The organism is Saccharopolyspora gloriosae, assembly GCF_014203325.1.
In the GTDB taxonomy this organism is placed as follows: domain Bacteria; phylum Actinomycetota; class Actinomycetes; order Mycobacteriales; family Pseudonocardiaceae; genus Saccharopolyspora_C; species Saccharopolyspora_C gloriosae.
In genome coordinates this window covers 66,639-86,136 of record NZ_JACHIV010000001.1, presented here as the reverse complement: position 1 = coordinate 86,136, position 19,498 = coordinate 66,639, and the positions used below count along the sequence as shown (strand labels likewise).

The window sequence follows — 19,498 nt, the reverse complement described above, 5'->3', positions numbered from 1 at the left end:
GCGACGCCCTCCTCCAAGGCCACGTGGGGCACCGTGAGCTCCGACAGGCTACGCCGAACACGCTGCGCTCCGTACCTCGGCGCAGCCCATCCCTCGAACCGGGCTCTGAATCGAACCCGGAAGAGCGGATCAGCGCGCCTAGTGTTCAGTTCCCGGCACTCACGAGCACCACTGCCCACGCTTTCGTGGGAGCCGGAGACGCCACCCGCCCCGGCCCGCGGACCGACCCGACGTCGATCCCGCTACGCGGAGCAGGCCTCCGGTGACGATTCGTCACCCGAGGTGCCGCGGCCCGAACACCCGCCAGCCGACCTCAGCGGGTCCGGGCCACCACGTAGTGAACCAGAGCCTCCAACGCGTCCCGCGCGGAGCAGGCCGGGAGCTCCGCGAGGACCGCTCGCGAGTCCTGCGCGTACTCGTCGAGCTTGCCGCGAGCCCGGCGCAGACCGCTGGACTCGCGCAGCAGCTTCAACGCCTCCGACACGTCGTCGTCCGAGCTCAGCGGCTGCCCCAGCAGTTCGAGCAAGCGCGGATCGGTGTCCGCCGCATCCCGCGCGTAGATCATCGGGAGGGTCAGCACGCCCTCCCGCAGGTCGGTGCCGGGCGTCTTGCCGGAGTCCGTCGCGGCCGAGGCGATGTCGATCACGTCGTCGGAGATCTGGAACGCGATGCCGATGCTCTTGCCGAAGCTCTCCAGCGCCGCCACCTGCTCGGGCGTCGCGCCCGCCGCGTTGGCGCCGAACCGCCCGGCGGTCGCGATCAGCGAACCGGTCTTCTCGTAGATCACCTGGAGGTAGTGCTCCTCCGGGTCCTGACCGTCGCCGACGCCGATCGTCTCCCGCAGCTGGCCCGTGACCAGCGCCTCGAACGTGGTCGCCATCCGGCGCACCGCGTCGGCGCCGAGGTCGGCGACCAGCCGGGAGGCGTGCGCCATCAGGAAGTCGCCGGTGAGGATGGCCACCGAGTTGTCCCAGCGCATGTTGGCGCTGGTCGCGCCGCGGCGCATCGTGGCCTCGTCCATCACGTCGTCGTGGTACAGCGTCGCGAGGTGCACCATCTCCACGACCGCCGCCGAAGTGATCACCTCGTCCGGGGACGGGTCCGCGAAGTGCGCCGCCAGCAGCGCGAACAGCGGCCGGAACCGCTTGCCGCCGGCGTCCACCAGGTGCAGCGAGGTGCGGGTGGCGAAGTCGAACTCGCTGCGCACCGAATCGTGGAGCAGTTCTTCGACCCTGGCCATCCCCGCGGAGATCGATTCGGCCAGCGCCGGGTCGTCGATGTCGAACCCGCTCGCAGCAGTACTGCCAGCCACGTTCCCGACCGGTTCACCAGATGGGCTGCTCACGTCACCGTCGCCTTCGCTCCCCCACGGAATCGCCCTACGGGCGGGCACTCTACGACACGAAACCACCCACACCGGCCCAGTCCAGGGCCACCGTGGGCAGCACGCCCAGCAACAGCGTGACTACCACACCCAACGTGATCGCCGCCGTCGTGAACGCGCCCGGGACGCTGACGGTGGGGCCGTCCGCGGCGGGCTCGCTGAAGTACATCAGCACGATGACACGAAGGTAGAAGAACGCCGCAACCGCACTGGCCACCAGGGCCACCACGACCAGCGGGGCCATTCCGTCGGACAACGCCGCCTCGAAGACCACGAACTTCCCGATGAAACCGCTAGTCAGCGGGATTCCGGCGAGCGCGAACATGAGGAAGGTGAACACGGCCGCGAGCAGCGGAGACCGCTTCGCCAGCCCGGCCCAGTCCGAAAGGTGAGTAGCCTCACCCTCCGCGGTGCGCACGAGGCTGATCACACCGAACACGGCGACCGTGGTGAACCCGTAGGCCAACAGGTAGAACATCGTGCCCGAAAGACCGCGCTCGGTGAGCGCGATGGAGCCGATGAGCAGGAATCCGGCGTGCGCCACCGAGGAGTAGGCGATCATGCGCTTGATGTCGCTCTGGGTCAGGCCGAGCACGACGCCGATCACCATCGACACGATGGCCACCGCCCACATCACGCCACGCCACTCCCAGCTGGAGCCGTGCAGCGCGACCTGCAGGACGCGGAGGATCGCGCCGAACGCGGCGACCTTCGTGCAGGCCGCCATGAAGCCGGTGACGGCGGTCGGCGCGCCCTGGTAGACGTCCGGCGTCCAGGTGTGGAACGGGCCGACGGAGGCCTTGAACAGCAGGCCCACCACCAGCAGTCCGATGCCGGCGTAGAGCAGCGTGTCCGAGCGGTCGCTGCCCGCGGTGGCCTCGGCGATGGCGGCGAGCCGCACCGAACCGGCGTAGCCGTAGAGCAGCGCGAGGCCGTACAGGAAGAACGCGGAGGCGAACGCCCCGAGCAGGAAGTACTTGACCGCCGCTTCCTGCGAGAGCAGCCTGCGGCGCTTCGCCAGCCCGCACATCAGGTACAGCGGCAGGCTCAGCACTTCCAGCGCGATGAACATGGTGAGCAGGTCGTTGGCGGCGCAGAACACCATCATCCCGGCGAGGGAGAACAGCGCGAGGGGGAAGATCTCGGTGCGCATCCCGGCCACCGCGCTGGTGGCGCCCCGTTCCCGCCCGGAGTCCTGCTCGGCTTCGGCGGCGGTCTCGGCGACGAACGCGCCGCCCGGTTCCACCGAGCGGTCCGCGATGAGCAGGATCGCCGCGACGCCGAGGCCGAGCAGCGTCGCCCACAGGAACAGCGTGGGGCCGTCCACCGCCAGCGAGTCGGACAGGGTGGTGACGCCGGTGCCGCCGGCCCGCGCGTGCAGGCCGAGCGCGATTCCTGCGCCGACCAGCGCGATCAGGCTCAGCGCGACCTGGGTGGTCCAGCGCGACCGCCGGGGCACGAAGGCCTCGACGAGCACGCCGATGCAGGCGGCGCCGAGCACGACCAGCACGGGCGTGATCGCCGCGTAGTCGATCGGCGGGATCGGAATCTGCTGTTGCGCGTGGACCGCGACCTGAGTGGCACCCACTGTTCAGTTCCCTCCTTGCGAGGTCACGGGGTCGGTGACGCCGACCTCGCTCATGGTCGCCCCGACCGACGGGGTGATCACGTCCAGCACCGGCTTCGGGTACACGCCGAGGGCGAGCACCAGCACGATCAGCGGGGTCAGCACGGCGATCTCCCGCGGCTGCAGGTCGAGCACGCGGGCGCGGTGCGCGCCGGGCCGGTTCGGGTCGGTGACCGCTCCGGGGCCGCCCGCGGTGCCGATGAGCGCGTCGCCGCGCACCGGGCCCTGCATGATCCGCTGGTAGAGCCGCAGCACGTACACGGCGGCGAGCACCATGCCGATCGTGGCGAGCACCGTGTAGACCGGCTGCGTCGGGAAAGCGCCCATCAGCACCAGGAACTCGCTGATGAACGAGTTGGTGCCGGGCAGCGACAGAGTGCTGAGACCGGCGATGAGCAGGGTGCCCGCCAGCAGCGGGGTGATCTTCGCCATGCCGCCGTAGTCGGCGATCCGGGTGGACCCGCCGCGAGCGATGATCATGCCGATGACGAGGATCAGCAGCCCCGTGGCGAGGCTGTGGTTGAGCATGTACGACACCGCGCCGACCTGCGCCTGCGAGGTGTAGGCGAAGATCCCGAGCGCGATGAAGCCGAAGTGCGCGATGGACACGTAGGCGATGAAGCGCTTCAGGTCGGTCTGCCCGAACGCCTGCAGCGAGCCGTAGAGCACGCCGAGCACCGCGAGCACCAGCACCAGCGGCGCGAGCAGCTGGGAGGCGTCCGGGGTCAGCGGCAGGCTGTAGCGCAGGAATCCGAAGGTGCCGACCTTGTCGAGCACGCCGACGACGATCACCGCGACCCCGATGGGGGCCTGCTCGGCGGCGTCCGGCAACCAGGTGTGCAGCGGCACCAGCGGCGCCTTGATCGCGAACGCCGTGAAGAAGCCCAGGAAGATCCACACCTGCACGGAGATCGGGGCGTCCGCGAGGATCGGCGCCAGCGTCGCCCAGTCGAAGGTGCCCTGGCCGGTGGTCTTCGCGGCGTAGGCGTACGCGCCGATCGCGGAGGCCAGCATGATCAGGCCGCCGAGGAACGAGTACAGGAAGAACTTCACCGCCGCGTACTTGCCGCGCTCACCGCCGTAACCGCCGATGAGGAAGTACATCGGGATCAGCATGATCTCGAACAGCACGTAGAACAGGAACACGTCGGTCGCGGCGAACACCGCGACCGTCAGCGCCTGCTCCACCAGCAGCAGCGCGAAGAACCCGCCGTGGCTGCGGCCCTCCGGCAGCCGCTCGCCCCAGCTGAAGCCCAGCACCAGCGGCATCAGCAGCGCGATCACGGCGACCATGACGAGCGCGATGCCGTCGACGGCGAACGACACCCGGATGTCGAACGCGGGGATCCATTCGAACGAGCTCGCCAGTTGCAGCCGCGGGCCGGCCGGGTCGTAGGCGGCCCAGGCGGCGATCGCGAGGGCGAACTCCGCCAGGGACACCGCGAGCGCCGTCCACTTCGCCGCGGGGGCGTTGCGGCGCAGCAGCCCGACCGCGACCGCACCGGCCAGCGGCAGCAGGATGAGCGCGAGGAGCAGGGTCATCGGATCTCCTCTTCCACACGGCGGTGCGCGAGAGATTGCGCGGCCCTGACTTCGAGATCGGGACCTGCGGGTGTCGGCGTGGCCGCGCGCGGCGGCCGGGGATCGCGGTCGCTCATGGCGTGCCCACCACCATCAGCGCCCCGATCAGGAGCACGCCGCCGCAGAGCATGGACAGCGCGTAGGAGCGCACGAACCCGTTCTGCCTGCGCCGCCCCCATCCGGAGCCGCCTTGCAGCACGGCGGCGAGCCCGGTGATGGCGCCGTCCACGGCCTTGCGGTCGAAGGTGACCAGGCCGCGGGTGAGACCGGCGGTGGGCTTCACGGCGACGGCGTCGTTGAGCGCGTTGCCGCCGAGGTCGGCGCGGGCGGCTCGCACCACCGGCGACACCTTCTCGGGCCGGGTCACCGGCACCGGCTTGCGGCCGACGAGCAGCCACGCGGCCAGCGCCCCGAGCGCGGAGAGCGCGACGGTGAGCACCGGGATCACCGAGTGCGGCAGCGCTCCCCCGTGCGATTCCTGCAGCTCGCCGAGCGTCGGCGCGAGGAAGGTGACCAGCCGGTCGCCGGAGGCGAGGAACATGCCCGCGCCCACCGAGCCGATGGCCAGCACGATCATCGGCCCGGTCATGATCGCCGGGGATTCGTGCGGGTGGAAGTCGTGGCCGTCCTCGGACTGGAGCTTCTCCCAGCGCTTCTCGCCGAAGAAGGTCATCAGCACCAGGCGCGTCATGTAGAACGCGGTCAGCGCGGCGCCCAGCAGCGCGGCGCCGCCGAACACCCAGCCGCGCCAGCCTTCCTGGCCGAACGCGGCCTCGATGATCGCGTCCTTCGAGTAGTAGCCGGACAGGAACGGGAACCCGATCAGCGCCAGGTAGCCGAGCGCGAAGGTGGCGAAGGTGATCGGCAGGTACTTCGCGAGCCCGCCGAACTTGCGCATGTTCACCTCGTCGCGCATCGCGTGCATCACCGAACCGGCGCCGAGGAACAGCCCCGCCTTGAAGAAACCGTGGGTGAGCAGGTGCATGATGCCGAGCGCGTACCCGGCCGGGCCGAGGCCGACGGCGAGGATCATGTAGCCGATCTGGCTGACCGTGGAGTACGCCAGCACCTTCTTGATGTCGTCGTAGGCGCAGCCGATGACGCAGCCGACCAGCAGCGTGACCGCGCCGATGATGGTGACGACGAGCCTGCCGTCCGGGGACAGCGTGTAGAGCGGGTTGGACCGCGCGATCAGGTACACCCCGGCGGTGACCATGGTGGCCGCGTGGATCAGCGCGGACACCGGGGTGGGGCCTTCCATCGCGTCCGGCAGCCACGCCTGCAGCGGGACCTGGCCGGACTTGCCGCAGGCGCCGAGCAGCAGCAACAGCGTGATCGCCAGCAGCACGCCGGGCGAGAGCTCACCGGCGCGGGCGAAGACCTCGGTGTACTGCGTGGTGCCGAGCTTCGCGAACAGCAGGAAGATCGCCAGCGCGAGCCCGACGTCGCCGACGCGGTTCATCACGAACGCCTTCGTCGCCGCCGCTGCCGCCGTGGGCCGGTGCTGCCAGAAGCCGATCAGCAGGTAGGACGCCAGGCCGACGCCCTCCCAGCCGAGGTAGAGCGTCACGAAGCTGTTGCCCAGCACCAGGACCAGCATCGCGGCGACGAACAGGTTCAAGTAGCCGAAGAACCGGCGCCGCTCGGTGTTGTCCCGCCCGGTGCGGCCCTGCTGGTCGTGGGCCATGTAGCCGATCGAGTAGAGGTGGATCAGCGCGCCCACCCCGGTGATCAGCAGCACGAACACCATCGACAGCGGGTCGAGCCGGAGCCCGAAGTCCACTTGCAGCGCGTTGACCGGGATCCACGAGAACACGTGCAGTTCGCGCACCGGCTCCGCGTCGCGGGCGATGCTGGTGAACAGCGCGACCCCGTAGGCGAACGCGGCGATCACCGTCGCGCTGCCGAGCAGGTGCCCCCACCCGTTGGCGCGGCGCCCCGCGAGCAGCAGCACGGTCGCGCCGAGCAGGGGCAGCGCGACGAGCAGCCAGGCGTTGCCCTGGACGGCGCCTTGCGCGGCCTGCACCGCGAGGAGATCGGGACCGCTGGCCGAAAACGTCGTCGTCACGCCAGGCTCTCCCTACTGTGAGTGCGAACTTGGGGTCGGGTGTGCAGGTGGGGCCCGCGGCCGGTGCGCGGCGGACCAGCCGCGGAGGCGAACACGGCGAGCTCCTAGTACTTGAGGAGGTTGGCGTCGTCGACCGAGGCCGAGCGGCGGGTGCGGAAGATCGACATGATGATCGCCAGGCCCACCACGACCTCGGCGGCGGCGACCACCATCACGAAGAACGCCATCACCTGCCCGTGCACGGAGCCTTCGATGCGGGCGAAGGTGACCAGCGTCAGGTTCACCGCGTTGAGCATCAGCTCGATGCACATGAACACGACGATGGCGTTGCGCCGCACCAGCACGCCGACTGCGCCGATGCTGAACAGCAGCGCGGACAGCAGCAGGTAGTAGGTCGGGGTCACTGCCGGACCTCCTCGGGGGACGCGTGCCCGGAGCCGGACAGGCCGTTCGTGCCGTTCTCACCGTGGGTGCGCCGCGCTTCGGGCGGGGTGCCGGCGGTCTCCGCGCCGATCTCCGCTTCTGCCGGGTCGGCGGGGCCGCCGGAGCGCCCGGTCAGCGCGTGCGGATCGGGACCGGTGCCCTTGCCCGCGACGGCGTCGCGTTCCGCGGCGAGCCGCTCGGCGGGCAGGTTGTCCAAGATCTCCGAGAGCGATTCGGGGGCCACCGAACCGTCCGGCAGCAACGCCGGGGTGGCCACCGAGTTCGCCGTCGCGTACACGCCGGGGCCGGGCAGCGGCGAGGACCGGTCGCCGCGCAGCCGCGCTTCGACGCGTTCCTTCTGGCTGACCCGCGCGGCACGTCCCTTGCCGCCGTAGGCGAGCACCATCGCGCCGACCGCCGCGGTGATCAGCAGCGCGGAAGTCAGCTCGAACGGGAACAGGTAGTCGGTGAAGATCAGCGCACCGAGCCCGCCGGCGCCGCCACCGCGGGCCGACCACGGGTCCAGCGGCGCGGCCACCGGCACGTTCGTGAGCGCGCGGGCCAGCCCGGTCACCAGCAGCAGCGCGAACGCCACGCCCGCGACGGCCGCCCAGAGGCGCTGCCCGCGCAGCACCTCCACCACCGAGTCCGAGGAGTCCCGCCCGACCATCATCAGCACGAACAGGAACAGCATCATGATCGCGCCGGTGTAGACGATGATCTGGGTGAACCCGAGGAACGGCGCGCTCTGCGCCATGTACAGCACGCCGAGGCTGAGCATCGTCAGCACCAGCCACAGCGCGGAGTGCACCGCGTTGCGGGCGAAGACCATGCCGAGCGCCCCGACCAGGGAGAGCGGACCGAGGATCCAGAACGTCGCGGTCTCCCCGGCGCCGACCACGTTCGCGGCCTGCTCCTGGGCGAGGACCGCCGTTGCCGCGAGCATCACCGTCGGGCCTCCTCGTGACCGGTCTCCACGGTCTCGCCCTCCGGCACACCGGTCTGCCGCGCCAGTTCGGGGCCGCGCACGTAGTAGTCCTGCTCGTCCTCGCCGAGCCGCATCGGGTGCGGCGGCTGCTCCATGCCGGGCAGCAGCGGGGCCAGCAGGTCCTCCTTGGTGTAGATGAGGTTCTGGCGGTCGTCGTCGGCCGTCTCGTACTCGTTGGTCATGGTCAGCGAGCGCGTCGGACAGGCCTCGATGCACAGGCCGCAGCCGATGCAGCGCAGGTAGTTGATCTGGTAGTCCGCGCCGAACCGCTCACCGGGCGAGTAGCGCTCCTCGTCGGTGTTGTTCCCGCCCTCGACGAAGATCGCGTCCGCGGGGCAGGCCCAGGCGCACAGCTCGCAGCCCACGCACTTCTCCAGCCCGTCCGGGTGCCGGTTGAGCTGGTGGCGACCGTGGAACCGGGGTGCGGTGACCTTCTTGACCTCGGGGTACTCCTCGGTGACGACCTTCTTGAACATCGTCGCGAAGGTGACGCCGAAGCCTTTCAACGGATCAAACACTGCCCGCTCCCTCCTTCGAGGCGTCGTCGGCCCCGGACGACGGCACCTGCGCGCGTCGCGGTGGGGTCGGGGGCACTTGCAGGTCCAGTGGCGGGACCGGGAAGCCGCTGCCCGCCATCGGCACCGCGGGCTCGTCCGGTTCCGGCTGCTTGCGGTCCGGGATGAGGAAGGCCGCGGCGACCAGCGCCGCGATCACGACCGCACCGATGATCAGGAACGTCGGCGAGCCGAGCACCTGCTCGTTGCGCAGCGCGCGGATCACGGTGACGGCGACGATCCACACCAGGCTCAGCGGGACGAGGAACTTCCAGCCGAGGTTCATGAACTGGTCGTAGCGCAGCCGCGGCAGCGTGCCGCGCAGCCACACGAACACGAACAGGAACAGCAGCGTCTTGGCGAGGAACCAGAGCACTCCCCACCAGCCGGTGTCGAGCACCCCGCCGCCGATCAGGTTCAGCGGCCACGGCGCGTGCCAGCCGCCGAGGAACAGCGTGCTCGCCAGGGCCGAGACGGTGACCATGTTGATGTACTCGGCGAGGAAGAACAGCGCGAACTTCAGCGAGGAGTACTCGGTGTGGAAGCCGCCGACGAGTTCCGATTCGGCTTCCGGCAGGTCGAACGGGGCGCGGTTGGTCTCGCCGACCATGGACACCACGTAGACCAGGAAGCTGAACGGCAGCAGCAGCGCGAACCAGCCGTGCGCTTGGGCTTCGACGATGCCCGAGGTGGACAGCGTGCCCGCGTACATGATCACGGCGACGAACGACAGGCCCATCGCGATCTCGTAGGAGATCACCTGCGCCGCCGAGCGCAGCGACCCGAGCAGCGGGTACGGGGAACCGGAGGCCCACCCGGCGAGCACGATGCCGTACACGCCGATGGAGGCGCTGGCCAGCACCACCAGCAGGCCGACCGGCAGCTCCACGAGCTGCAGCGCGGTGCGCTCGCCGAAGATCGTGACCTCCGGGCCGATCGGGATCACCGAGAAGGACACCAGCGCGGGCGTCGCGGAGATCACCGGGGCCAGGAAGTACACCCACTTGTCGGCCATCACCGGCCGGATGTCCTCTTTGAACGCCAGCTTCAGGCCGTCGGCCAGCGACTGCAGGATGCCGAACGGTCCGGCCCGGTTCGGGCCGGGGCGGTGCTGCATGCGGCCGATGACCCGGCGTTCCGCCCAGATCGTCAGCAGCGTCATCAGCACCAGGAAGGCGAAGATGACGACGACTTTGATCAGGATCAGCCAGATCGGGTCGTCGGCGAGCACTTCGGCGGTGCGGGTCATGACCGGTTCCCTTCCGCGGCGCCGAATCCGAACCCGGCGTGCCCGTTGCCGCTGTGCCCGTTGCCCGCGTGCCCGTTCGAGCTGCCGCCGGTGGTCGCGACCGCCGGGGCGAGCGCCACGGCGGCGCCGTGCCCGACGCCGAGCACCCGGTTCACCTGCGACGGCCCGGAGGCGCCGGGCAGCCAGACCACTTCGTCCGGCATCTCGGTGAGCCGCGCCTCGACGGTGATCGCACCGCGGTCGCCGCGGATCTCGACCTGCTGGCGTTCCCGCACTCCGAGCCGCTGCGCGGTGGCGGGCGAGAGCATCGCCACCACGTCGCGCCGGGTGCCCGCGAGGTTCGGTTCCTCGACCTGCAGCGAGGCGTCGTCGAGCAGTTGCCGCCAGGTGGCCAGCAGCGCCCGGCCCGGTCCCGGTGGCGCGGCGGGCCGCACCGCCTCGTCCGGTGCCGGGGGCTTCGCGGCGGTGCCGGTGCCGAGCCGGTCCAGTTCGGCGCGGGCCGCGGCGGGGCTCTGGGTGAACAGGTCCGCGTCCATCTCCACGGCGAGCGTGTCCAGCACCCGGCAGTCCGGCAGCGCGCCGGTGCCTTCGATGGTGGTGCGGAAGTCGCGGCGGCGGCCTTCCCAGTTCAGGTAGCTGCCCGCCTTCTCCACGCTCGGCGCGATCGGCAGCACCACGTCGGCGTGCTCGGTGACGGCGGTGGGCCGCATCTCGACGCTGACGACGAAGTCGGCGTGCGCCAAGGCGGTCCGGGCGAGCTCCGGGTCGGGCAGGTCGTCCGGGTCGACGCCACCGATGAGCAGCCCGCCGAGGTCCCCGCGCGCGGCGGCGCGCAGGATGCCGGTGGTGTCGCGGCCCGGGGCGGCGGGCAGGCTGTCCGCGTCCACTCCCCAGGTCTGCGCGACCTCCGCGCAGGCGGTGAGGTCGCCTACCCCGCGCCCACCGGGCAGCAGCGTCGGCAACGCCCCGGCTTCGACGGCGCCGCGTTCGCCCGCGCGGCGCGGGATCCACGCGATCCGCGCACCGGTGCGGGCGGCGGTGCGCACCAGCTCGGAGTACAGGCCGGGGATCTGCGCGGCGCGTTCGCCGACGGCGAGCACCGCACCCCCCGCGCTCAGGAGCTCGTCGACTTCGGACGGGAGTTCGGCCAGCGCCGCCGCTTCCCCACCGGGCGGGCAGGGCAGCAGCGCGCCGGTGCGCACCGGTCCGCCGTCGCTCATGATCCGGGTGGTCTTCTCCACGCCGGGCGAGTTCCACTGCCCCAGGTGGAAGACCTTCGTCCGTCCCTTGCGCGCCGCCTTGCGCAGCCGCAGGAACACGATCGGCGCTTCCTCCTCCGGCTCGAACGCCACGCACAGCACGGCGGGCGCGGCTTCGAGGTCGGCGTAGGTGACCGCGCCGGCGTCCGGGGCCGTGCCCACCACGGTCGACGCCAGGAACGCGAGCTCCTCGTCCGAGTGGGCGCGGGCCCTGGCGTCGATGTCGTTGGTGCGCAACGCGATCCGCGCGAACTTGGCGTACGCGTAGGCGTCCTCCACGGTCAACCGGCCGCCGGGCAGCACCCCGACGCCGCGGTCGTCGCGGGCCGCGAGCAGTCCCTCGGCGGCCTTGCGCAGCGCCTCCGTCCAGGACGCGGGCCGCAGCTCACCGCCCTCGCGCACCAGCGGCCGGGTGAACCGGTCGGTCGCGGTGGCGTAGCGGAAGCCGAACCTGCCCTTGTCGCAGATCCACTCCTCGTTGACCTCGGGGTCCTCGGCGGCGAGCTTGCGCATCACCTTGCCGCGCCGCCAGTCCGTGCGGGTCGCGCAGCCCGACGAGCAGTGCTCGCACACGCCCGGCGTGGACACCAGGTCGAACGGCCGGGAGCGGAACCGGTACGCGGCGCTGGTCAGCGCGCCCACCGGGCAGATCTGGATGGTGTTGCCGGAGAAGTACGACTGGAACGGCTGCTGCTCGGCGATGCCGATCTGCTGCACCGCGCCGCGCTCCAGCAGCTCGATGAACGGGTCACCGGCGATCTGCTTGGAGAACCGGGTGCAGCGCTGGCACAGCACGCAGCGCTCCCGGTCCAGCAGCACCTGCGCGGAGATCGGCACCGGCTTGGCGAAGGTCCGCTTGGTGTCGTGGAACCGGGATTCGGCGCGGCCGTGCTTGAGCGCCTGGTTCTGCAGCGGGCACTCGCCGCCCTTGTCGCAGATCGGGCAGTCCAGCGGGTGGTTGATGAGCAGCAGCTCCATCACGCCCTGCTGCGCCTTGTCCGCGACCGGCGAGCTGTTCTGCGTCTTCACGACCATGCCGTCGGCGACGGTCATCGTGCACGAGGCCTGCGGCTTGGGCATCGCCCGGCCGTTCATCTCGACCTCGACCAGGCACTGCCTGCACGCGCCCGCCGGGTCCAGCAGCGGGTGGTCGCAGAACCGGGGGATCGTGATGCCCATCCGCTCGGCGGTGCGGATCAGCAGCTCGCCCTTCGGGGCGTCGACCTCGACGCCGTCGATCGTCAGCCGGACGTGCCCCTCGGGGGCCGGCTTCGTCTCACGCTCGGATGCCACCGTCATCGGGCCGCTCCTGCCAGTGCGGGCTCGCCCGGCTCCGCGCCGGGCCGGTTCTGCTGACACAGCGCGAGGAATTCCTCGCGGAAGTACTTGATGCCACTGGTGATCGGGCTGACCGCGCCGTCACCGAGGGCGCAGAAGGAACGGCCGAAGATGTTGTCGCAGACGTCGAGCAGCGTGTCGATGTCCTCTTCGGTGCCGTGCCCTTCGACCATGCGCTCCAAGACCTGGGCGAGCCAGAAGGTGCCCTCCCGGCAGGGAGTGCACTTGCCGCAGGACTCGTGCTCGTAGAACTGGGTCCACTTCATCACCGCCCACGGCACGGACACGGTCTCGTTGAAGACCATCAGCGCCGTGGTGCCCAGCATCGAGCCCGCTTCGGCGGCGCCCTCGAAGTCCAGCGGGACGTCCAGGTGCTCGGCGGTGAACAGCGGCGTCGACGAGCCGCCGGGGGTCCAGAACTTGAGCGGGATGCCGTCCTTCATGCCACCCGCGAGCTCCAGCAGCTCCCGCAGCGTGGTGCCCAGCGGCGCCTCGTACTGGCCGGGGTTCTCGACGTGGCCGGACAGCGAGTAGATCTTCGGGCCGGGCGACTTCTCCCGCCCCATGGTGCGGAACCAGTCGGCGCCGCCGTTGACGATGAACGGCACCGAGGCGATCGTCTCGACGTTGTTCACCGTCGTCGGGCACGCGTAGAGCCCGGCGGCGGCGGGGAACGGCGGCTTGAGCCGGGGCTGGCCGCGCTTGCCCTCCAGCGAATCCAGCAGCGCCGTCTCCTCGCCGCAGATGTAGGCGCCGGCGCCGGCGTGCACCACGATGTCGCAGTCGAACCCGGAGCCGAGGATGTCCTTGCCCAGGTAGCCCGCGGCGTAGGCCTCCTGCACGGCGTTGTTCAACCGGCGGATGCAGTGCAGCGCCTCACCGCGCACGTAGATCGCCGAGAAGTGCGAGCGCATCGCGTAGCAGGCGATGATCACGCCCTCCACCAGCGAGTGCGGGTCGGCCATCATCAGCGGGATGTCCTTGCAGGTGCCCGGTTCGCCCTCGTCGGCGTTGACCACGAGGTAGTGCGGCTTCACCGGCTCCTTGGGCATGAAGCTCCACTTCACGCCCGCCGGGAACCCGGCACCGCCGCGGCCGCGCAGGCCCGCGGACTTCACCAGTTCGATCAGCTGGTCCGGCTGCGCCCGCAACGCCTTGCGCAGCGCGGTGTAGCCCTCCAGCTGCTCGTAGGTGCGGATGCTCCACGAGTTCGGGGACAGCCACCGCTTCGTCAGCACCGGCGTGAGGTCGTCGGGCTGGTTCGGGGAGTTCGCGTCGGTCATGGCCACCCTCACTCCTTCTCCGGCAGCGGCGGGATTTCCGCGTCGTCCGGCATCGGCGGCGCGGTCCAGCCGCGCTCGCGGGCCAGGTGGGCGCCGCGCACCGTCTCGGGCGCGGCCGACGGTCCGTCGACCGTGTCCTCCAGCCGGGCGCCCGGCCGGTCGAAGAACCCGGCGAGCTGGCGCTCGGTGCGGCGGAAGTCCGTCAGCGGGGCGCCGCGCGTCGGATCCGGTTTCTCCCCGCGCTGCAAGGACTTCACCAGTTCCAGCGCCGACTCGGGGCTCTGCTTGTCGTAGTACTCGTAGTCGACCTGCAGCACCGGGGCGTGGTCGCAGGCGGCGAGGCACTCGGCGTGCTCCAGCGTCAGCGACCCCTGCTCGCCCGGCGTTCCGGAGGTCTCGTCGTGCCCGACGCCGAGGTGCTCGGACACCCGCTTGTAGATGTCGTCGCCGCCCAGCGCCGCGCACAGCGTGTTCGTGCACACGCTGACGAGGTGTTCGCCGCAGGGCTTGCGCTTGTACATCGTGTAGAACGTGGCGACCGCGCTGACCTCGGCGGCCGACAGGGCGAGCTGGTCGGCGCAGAACTCGATGCCCTCGGGGCTGACGTGGCCCTGCTCGGACTGCACGAGGTGCAGCATCGGCAGCAGCGCCGAACGCGCCTCCGGGTAGCGCTCGATGAGCTTCTTCGCGTCGGCGCGCACGCCCTCGCCGAACACCGGCTCGCCGGGCGGGCTCAGCACGTGCTCGGTGGTGGTGAAGTCGAACTGCTCGGTCATCGGTCCACCCCGCCCATCACCGGGTCGATCGAGGCCACTGCCGCGATCACGTCCGCCACCAGTCCGCCCTCGGCCATCGCCGGGAACGCCTGGAGGTTCACGAAGCTCGGTTCCCGCACGTGCACCCGCATCGGCCGGGTGCCGCCGTCGGAGACCAAGTGGTAGCCCAGCTCGCCGCGCGGCGACTCCACCGGCGAGTACACCTGCCCCGGCGGCACGTCGAAGCCCTCGGTGACCAGCTTGAAGTGGTGGATCAGCGACTCCATCGACTGGCCCATGATCTTGCGGACGTGCTCCAGGGAGTTGCCCATGCCGTCCGGGCCGATGCTCAGCTTCGCGGGCCAGGCGATCTTCGGGTCGTCCACCATCACCGGGCCCGGCTCGAACGCGTCCAGGCACTGCCGGATGATCTTCAGCGATTCGTGGATCTCGTCCACCCGCAGCAGGAACCGGGCGTAGCAGTCCGCGTCGGTGCTCGTGGGCACCTCGAAGTCGAAGTTCTCGTAACCGCAGTACGGCTCGATCTTGCGCAGGTCCCAGGCGACTCCCGCGGAGCGCAGGATCGGCCCGGTCACGCCCAGCTGCAGGCACCCGTCCAGCGGCAGGTAGCCGACGTCCTTGAGCCGCTGCTTCCAGATCGGCTGGCCGGAGAACAGCTTCGCGTAGTCCGGCAGCCGCTTGTCCATGACCTTGATGAACTCCAGGACCTTCTCCCGGTAGTTCTCCGGCAGGTCCTGGGCGACCCCGCCCGGCCGGATGAACGCGTGGTTCATCCGCAGCCCGGTGAGGAACTCCAGCAGGTGCAGCACTTCCTCGCGGTCGCGGAACCCGTAGGTCATGCCGGTGGAGGCGCCCAGCTCCATCGCGCCGGTCGCCAGGAACACCAGGTGCGAGGAGATCCGGTTCAGCTCCATCAGCATGATCCGGAACGTCTGCGCCCGCGTCGGCGCCTCGACGCCGAGCAGCTTCTCCACGCCGAGGCAGTAGGCGGCCTCGTTGTAGAGCGGCGCCAGGTAGTCCATCCGCGTCACGAACGTGACGCCCTGGGTCCACGTGCGGTACTCGGTGTTCTTCTCGATCCCGGTGTGCAGGTAGCCGATGACGGACCGGGCCTGCGTGACGGTCTCGCCCTCCAGCTCCAGCACCAGCCGCAGCACGCCGTGCGTCGACGGATGCTGCGGGCCGAGGTTGATGACGACCCGCTCCGAGTCGCTCGACTCGTCGAGGAAGTCGTCCCAGTCGCCGCCGGTGACGGTGTAGACGCGGCCTTCGGTCGTCTCCCGCGACGAGGCGGGGTGGGCCGGGTCCGTGGTGGGATCGGTCAGTGGTTCGGTGGTCATGTTCAGCACCTCTCCGCGTGCTGCCTGCCGTGACTGCGCAATGCCCGGCGCCTCATGAATAAGCTCGTCGCTGGTCCGGCGGCGGGATCTCGGCGCCCTTGTACTCCACCGGGATGCCGCCCAGCGGGTAGTCCTTGCGCTGCGGGTGCCCGTCCCAGTCGTCCGGCATCAGGATCCGGGTGAGCGCGGGATGCCCGTCGTAGATCAGGCCGAACATGTCCCACGCCTCGCGCTCCTGGAAGTCGGCCGTCGGGTAGACGGACACGACCGACGGCAGGTGCGGGTCCTCCGCGTCCACCGCCACTTCCAGCCGGATGCGGCGCCGGAACGTCATCGACGTCAGGTGGTAGACCGAGTGCAGCCGCTGCGGCACCTCCGGCCCGTAGTCCACGCCGGAGACCGAGCTGCACAGCTCGAAGCGCAGCGCCGGGTCGTCGCGCAGCGACGAGCAGGTCTGCACCAGGTGCTCGCGGTCCACGTAGAAGGTGATCTCCCCGCGGTCCACCGTGATCTGCTGGATCGCCGAGTCGATTCCCTTGTCCCGCAACGAATCCAGCAGCGCGTCGGCCACGTCGTCGAACCACCCGCCGTAGGGCCGCTCGGCGGCCTGCGGCACGTGCGGCGGCAACCGGAGCCCGCCGTAGCCGGAGGTGTCACCGCTGCCCCGCACGCCGAACATGCCCTGCCGGGCACGACCGGCGACGATCGGCTCCCGCGGTTCGGCGACCGCGCCCGCGCCGGAGCGGACCGGTTCCAGGCCCTCGCCGGCGCGTTCCGCGCTGGAGCCCTTCTCGCCGGGGTCCGGGGTGGTCTGCTTCGAGTCGGTCATGCCGCTCACCTGCCCGCGCCGAGTTGCCGCTGCGTCTGCTGCCGCTGCGCGTCGGTCTCGACCGCGAGCGGGCCTTCCGCGCCCATCTCCTGGCTCTGCGCGAGCTGCTGCCGTTCGGCGCGCTTGCGCTGCGACCGGTTCTTCGGCGCGTAGCGCTCGGAGGAGGCGATGAGTTCGGTGCGAGCCCCGCTCTCGGCGCGCAACGCGGCGCGCTTGGCGTTGATCGGCTCGTCCATGACCTTGGCGTGCAGCTTGAGGATCGCGTCCAGCAGCATCTCCGGCCGGGGCGGACAGCCCGGCAGGTACATGTCCACCGGCACCACGTGATCCACGCCTTGCACGACCGCGTAGTTGTTGAACATCCCGCCGGTGGAGGCGCACACGCCCATCGCCAGCACCCACCGCGGCTCCGGCATCTGGTCGTAGATCTGCCGCAGCACCGGGGCCATCTTGTTGGTCACCCGGCCGGCGACGATCATCAGATCGGCCTGCCGCGGTGTGGCGGAGAAGCGCTCCATGCCGAACCTGGAGATGTCGTAGCGGGAACCGCCGACCGTCATCATCTCGATCGCGCAGCACGCCAACCCGAAGGTCGCGGGCCACATCGAGGTCTTCCGGGTCCAGTTGACGAGCTTTTCCACGTTGGCCAACAGGATGCCGTTGGGCAGCTGCTCTTCGAGGCCCATCTCGGCACTCCTTCCGCTGTCGCCATTGAGAACGGTCAGTGCTCGCTCAGGTCCGCCGGACCCGGGCGCTAGTTCCAGTCGAGACCTCCGCGCCGCCACACGTAGGCGTAGGCGAACCCGACGGTGGCGATGAACAACACGACCTCGGCCACGCCGAACAGGCCGAGGGAGTCCGCGGACACCGCGAACGGGTAGAGGAAGACCATCTCGATGTCGAAGAGGATGAACAGCATCGCCGTGATGTAGTACGCGACCGGCATCCGGCCGCCGCCCATCACGGGCTGCGGGGAAGGCTCGATCCCGCACTCGTAGGCATCGAGCTTCGCCTTGTTGTAACGGCGGGGGCCGACCAGTGGCGCGATGCTCACCGAGAACACCGCGAATCCCAGTGCCAGCGCGAACATCAGCACCAGCGGGATGTACGGATCGAGCACGCCCGAAGCGCTCGCGTCGCCCATGACACCGCCCTCCTTCTGCCCCCGCCGAGACGAACGTCACGTCTTCGGCGTCGATTCAGCACTCTATGCGGTTGGCCGTGACCGCTCCGCAGTGAGGCGAACCTAACTTTATGACTTCCCGCACACCGACGTGACCATCTGACCAGACTCCGGCTGTCAGGCGCTAGGGGTGAGACGAGTAGTGGTGCTGATCACACGGTCCATCGTGTCCCCATCGCGGCCGTCGTACAGATTTGCCAGCAGTTTCAACACGAAACGCATCAACGTGACCCTCGGCAGCCCGTGCTTGGTGGCCATCCGCATCACCGTCGGATTGCCAATCAACTTGCTGAAGATGTTGCCGAGCCGGAAGTAGCCGCCCATCGCTTCGGACACCGCGGACGGGTACCGGTGCAGCGCGTGTTCCCGCGAAGGGCCCTCCGGCCGCGCGTACGCGTGGACCACGCACTCGGCCGCCAACCGGGCCGATTCCATGGCGTAGGCGATGCCCTCGCCGTTGAACGGGTTCACCATGCCGCCGGCGTCCCCGACGAGCAGCAGCCCGTCCTGGTAGTGCGGCTTGCGGTTGAAGCCCATCGGCAGCGCCGCGCCGCCGATCTTGCCGGTCGCGTTCTCCTCGCGGAATCCCCACTCCTCCGGGGTTCCGTCGAGCCAGGAGCGCAGCAGCTGGCGGTAGTCGACCTTGCCGTAGGACTTCGACGTCGACAGCACGCCCAGCCCTGCGTTCACCGTTCCGTCGCCCATCCCGAACAGCCAGCCGTAGCCCGGCATCAGCTTCGGCTCCGACGGCGTGGACCGGTCCCACAGCTCCAGGTGCGACTCCAGGAAGTCGTCCTTGGTCCGCGGGCTCTCGTAGTAGCGGCGCACCGCCACGCCCATCGGGCGGTCCTCGCGCTTGTCGATGCCCATCGACAGCGCCAGCCGGGCCGACACCCCGTCGCACCCGAGCACCAGCGGGGCCCGGTAGGTGACGGGCTGCTTGTCCGGCCCGGTCTTCGCGGTGACGCCGTCGATTCGGCCGGTCCGCTCATTCTTGACGGCTCCGGTCACCGTCGTCTGCTGGACCATCCGGGCGCCCGCGCGTTCGGCGTTGCGGGCCAGCAGGTCGTCGAAGTCGTTGCGCGGACGGACCACGCCGTACGGCGGGAAATCGGCGAGCTCGGGCCAGTCCAGTTCGATCGTCACGCCGCCGCCGACGACGCGGAGGCCGCGGTTGTGCAGCCAGCCGGCGTCCTCGCGGGTGTCCACTCCGAGGTCGATGAGCTGCTTGACGCCGCGCGGCGTGATGCCGTCGCCGCACACCTTCTCCCGCGGGAAGACGCTCTTCTCCAGCAGCAGCACGTCGAGGCCCGCGCGGGCCAGGTACGTCGCCGCGGTCGAGCCGGCCGGCCCGGCACCGACGACGATCACGTCGGCGTCGTCGTTCGGTCGGCGTCGGGGGGTCGCGCTGGTCATGACACTCCTTGATTGCCGTGCAGGTGCGGTGACGCCACGGCGGAGGCACGCGGACGCACCCGATACCCGCACCGGTGCTCGCACCGGCCCGGCTCCGCCGTGACTCGGTGAACCCGCTTGTGAACGAGTTCACTATCTCCGCCGAGTCTAGGCCGGTGGCGGCACTCGATCGACCCCGAAAGATGGGCCGCCCGGGTGAC

The 19,498-nt window shown here is 70.4% G+C and carries 16 protein-coding genes; all 16 read right to left on the bottom strand.

Annotated features, from left to right (window positions below; genetic code table 11):
* Positions 1-313 precede the first annotated feature (313 nt).
* The gene (locus BJ969_RS00415) at positions 314-1,345 is read right to left on the bottom strand and encodes a polyprenyl synthetase family protein (protein ID WP_425503508.1); all 1,032 of its coding nucleotides are present in this window, start codon (positions 1,343-1,345) and stop codon (positions 314-316) included.
* A 49-nt stretch (positions 1,346-1,394) separates the two neighbouring features.
* Positions 1,395-2,972, bottom strand: a complete 1,578-nt coding sequence (gene nuoN / locus BJ969_RS00410) for an NADH-quinone oxidoreductase subunit NuoN (protein WP_184476128.1) — start codon at positions 2,970-2,972, stop codon at positions 1,395-1,397.
* 3 nt (positions 2,973-2,975) lie between these two features.
* Entirely contained in the window at positions 2,976-4,553 is a 1,578-nt protein-coding gene (locus BJ969_RS00405; RefSeq protein WP_184476125.1) for a complex I subunit 4 family protein, read from the bottom strand.
* A 112-nt stretch (positions 4,554-4,665) separates the two neighbouring features.
* On the bottom strand, positions 4,666-6,618 hold the full coding sequence (gene nuoL, locus BJ969_RS00400; protein ID WP_184484564.1) for an NADH-quinone oxidoreductase subunit L: 1,953 nt from the start codon (positions 6,616-6,618) through the stop codon (positions 4,666-4,668).
* A gap of 146 nt (positions 6,619-6,764) precedes the next feature.
* A complete protein-coding gene (gene nuoK, locus BJ969_RS00395) occupies positions 6,765-7,064 on the bottom strand; it encodes an NADH-quinone oxidoreductase subunit NuoK (protein WP_184476123.1) in 300 nt (99 codons plus the stop codon).
* Positions 7,061-8,029, bottom strand: a complete 969-nt coding sequence (locus BJ969_RS00390; RefSeq protein WP_184476120.1) for an NADH-quinone oxidoreductase subunit J — start codon at positions 8,027-8,029, stop codon at positions 7,061-7,063. The genes nuoK and BJ969_RS00390 overlap by 4 nt, the downstream gene beginning before the upstream one ends.
* Positions 8,029-8,589 (bottom strand): NADH-quinone oxidoreductase subunit NuoI, encoded by a 561-nt coding sequence (gene nuoI / locus BJ969_RS00385; RefSeq protein ID WP_184476117.1) that lies wholly within the window; start codon positions 8,587-8,589, stop codon positions 8,029-8,031. The genes BJ969_RS00390 and nuoI overlap by 1 nt, the downstream gene beginning before the upstream one ends.
* The gene (gene nuoH / locus BJ969_RS00380; protein WP_184476114.1) at positions 8,582-9,874 is read right to left on the bottom strand and encodes an NADH-quinone oxidoreductase subunit NuoH; all 1,293 of its coding nucleotides are present in this window, start codon (positions 9,872-9,874) and stop codon (positions 8,582-8,584) included. Before nuoH ends, nuoI begins: the two co-directional genes overlap by 8 nt.
* On the bottom strand, positions 9,871-12,432 hold the full coding sequence (locus BJ969_RS00375; RefSeq protein ID WP_184476111.1) for an NADH-quinone oxidoreductase subunit G: 2,562 nt from the start codon (positions 12,430-12,432) through the stop codon (positions 9,871-9,873). Before BJ969_RS00375 ends, nuoH begins: the two co-directional genes overlap by 4 nt.
* Positions 12,429-13,754 carry an NADH-quinone oxidoreductase subunit NuoF gene (gene nuoF, locus BJ969_RS00370; protein ID WP_184476108.1) on the bottom strand — a complete coding sequence of 442 codons (1,326 nt, stop codon included), beginning with the start codon at positions 13,752-13,754 and terminating at the stop codon, positions 12,429-12,431. The genes BJ969_RS00375 and nuoF overlap by 4 nt, the downstream gene beginning before the upstream one ends.
* A gap of 8 nt (positions 13,755-13,762) precedes the next feature.
* Positions 13,763-14,530: an NADH-quinone oxidoreductase subunit NuoE gene (gene nuoE / locus BJ969_RS00365; protein WP_184476105.1), complete on the bottom strand. Its 768-nt coding sequence runs from the start codon at positions 14,528-14,530 to the stop codon at positions 13,763-13,765.
* Positions 14,527-15,870 (bottom strand): NADH-quinone oxidoreductase subunit D, encoded by a 1,344-nt coding sequence (locus BJ969_RS00360; protein ID WP_184476102.1) that lies wholly within the window; start codon positions 15,868-15,870, stop codon positions 14,527-14,529. Before BJ969_RS00360 ends, nuoE begins: the two co-directional genes overlap by 4 nt.
* A gap of 52 nt (positions 15,871-15,922) precedes the next feature.
* Complete coding sequence (locus BJ969_RS00355; RefSeq protein ID WP_184476099.1) at positions 15,923-16,699, bottom strand: NADH-quinone oxidoreductase subunit C; 777 nt, start codon at positions 16,697-16,699, stop codon at positions 15,923-15,925.
* 5 nt (positions 16,700-16,704) lie between these two features.
* Positions 16,705-17,385 carry a NuoB/complex I 20 kDa subunit family protein gene (locus BJ969_RS00350; protein WP_184476096.1) on the bottom strand — a complete coding sequence of 227 codons (681 nt, stop codon included), beginning with the start codon at positions 17,383-17,385 and terminating at the stop codon, positions 16,705-16,707.
* Positions 17,386-17,453: 68 nt separating this feature from the next.
* Positions 17,454-17,843 carry an NADH-quinone oxidoreductase subunit A gene (locus BJ969_RS00345; protein WP_184476093.1) on the bottom strand — a complete coding sequence of 130 codons (390 nt, stop codon included), beginning with the start codon at positions 17,841-17,843 and terminating at the stop codon, positions 17,454-17,456.
* A 156-nt stretch (positions 17,844-17,999) separates the two neighbouring features.
* On the bottom strand, positions 18,000-19,298 hold the full coding sequence (locus BJ969_RS00340; protein WP_184476090.1) for a geranylgeranyl reductase family protein: 1,299 nt from the start codon (positions 19,296-19,298) through the stop codon (positions 18,000-18,002).
* Positions 19,299-19,498: the final 200 nt, after the last annotated feature.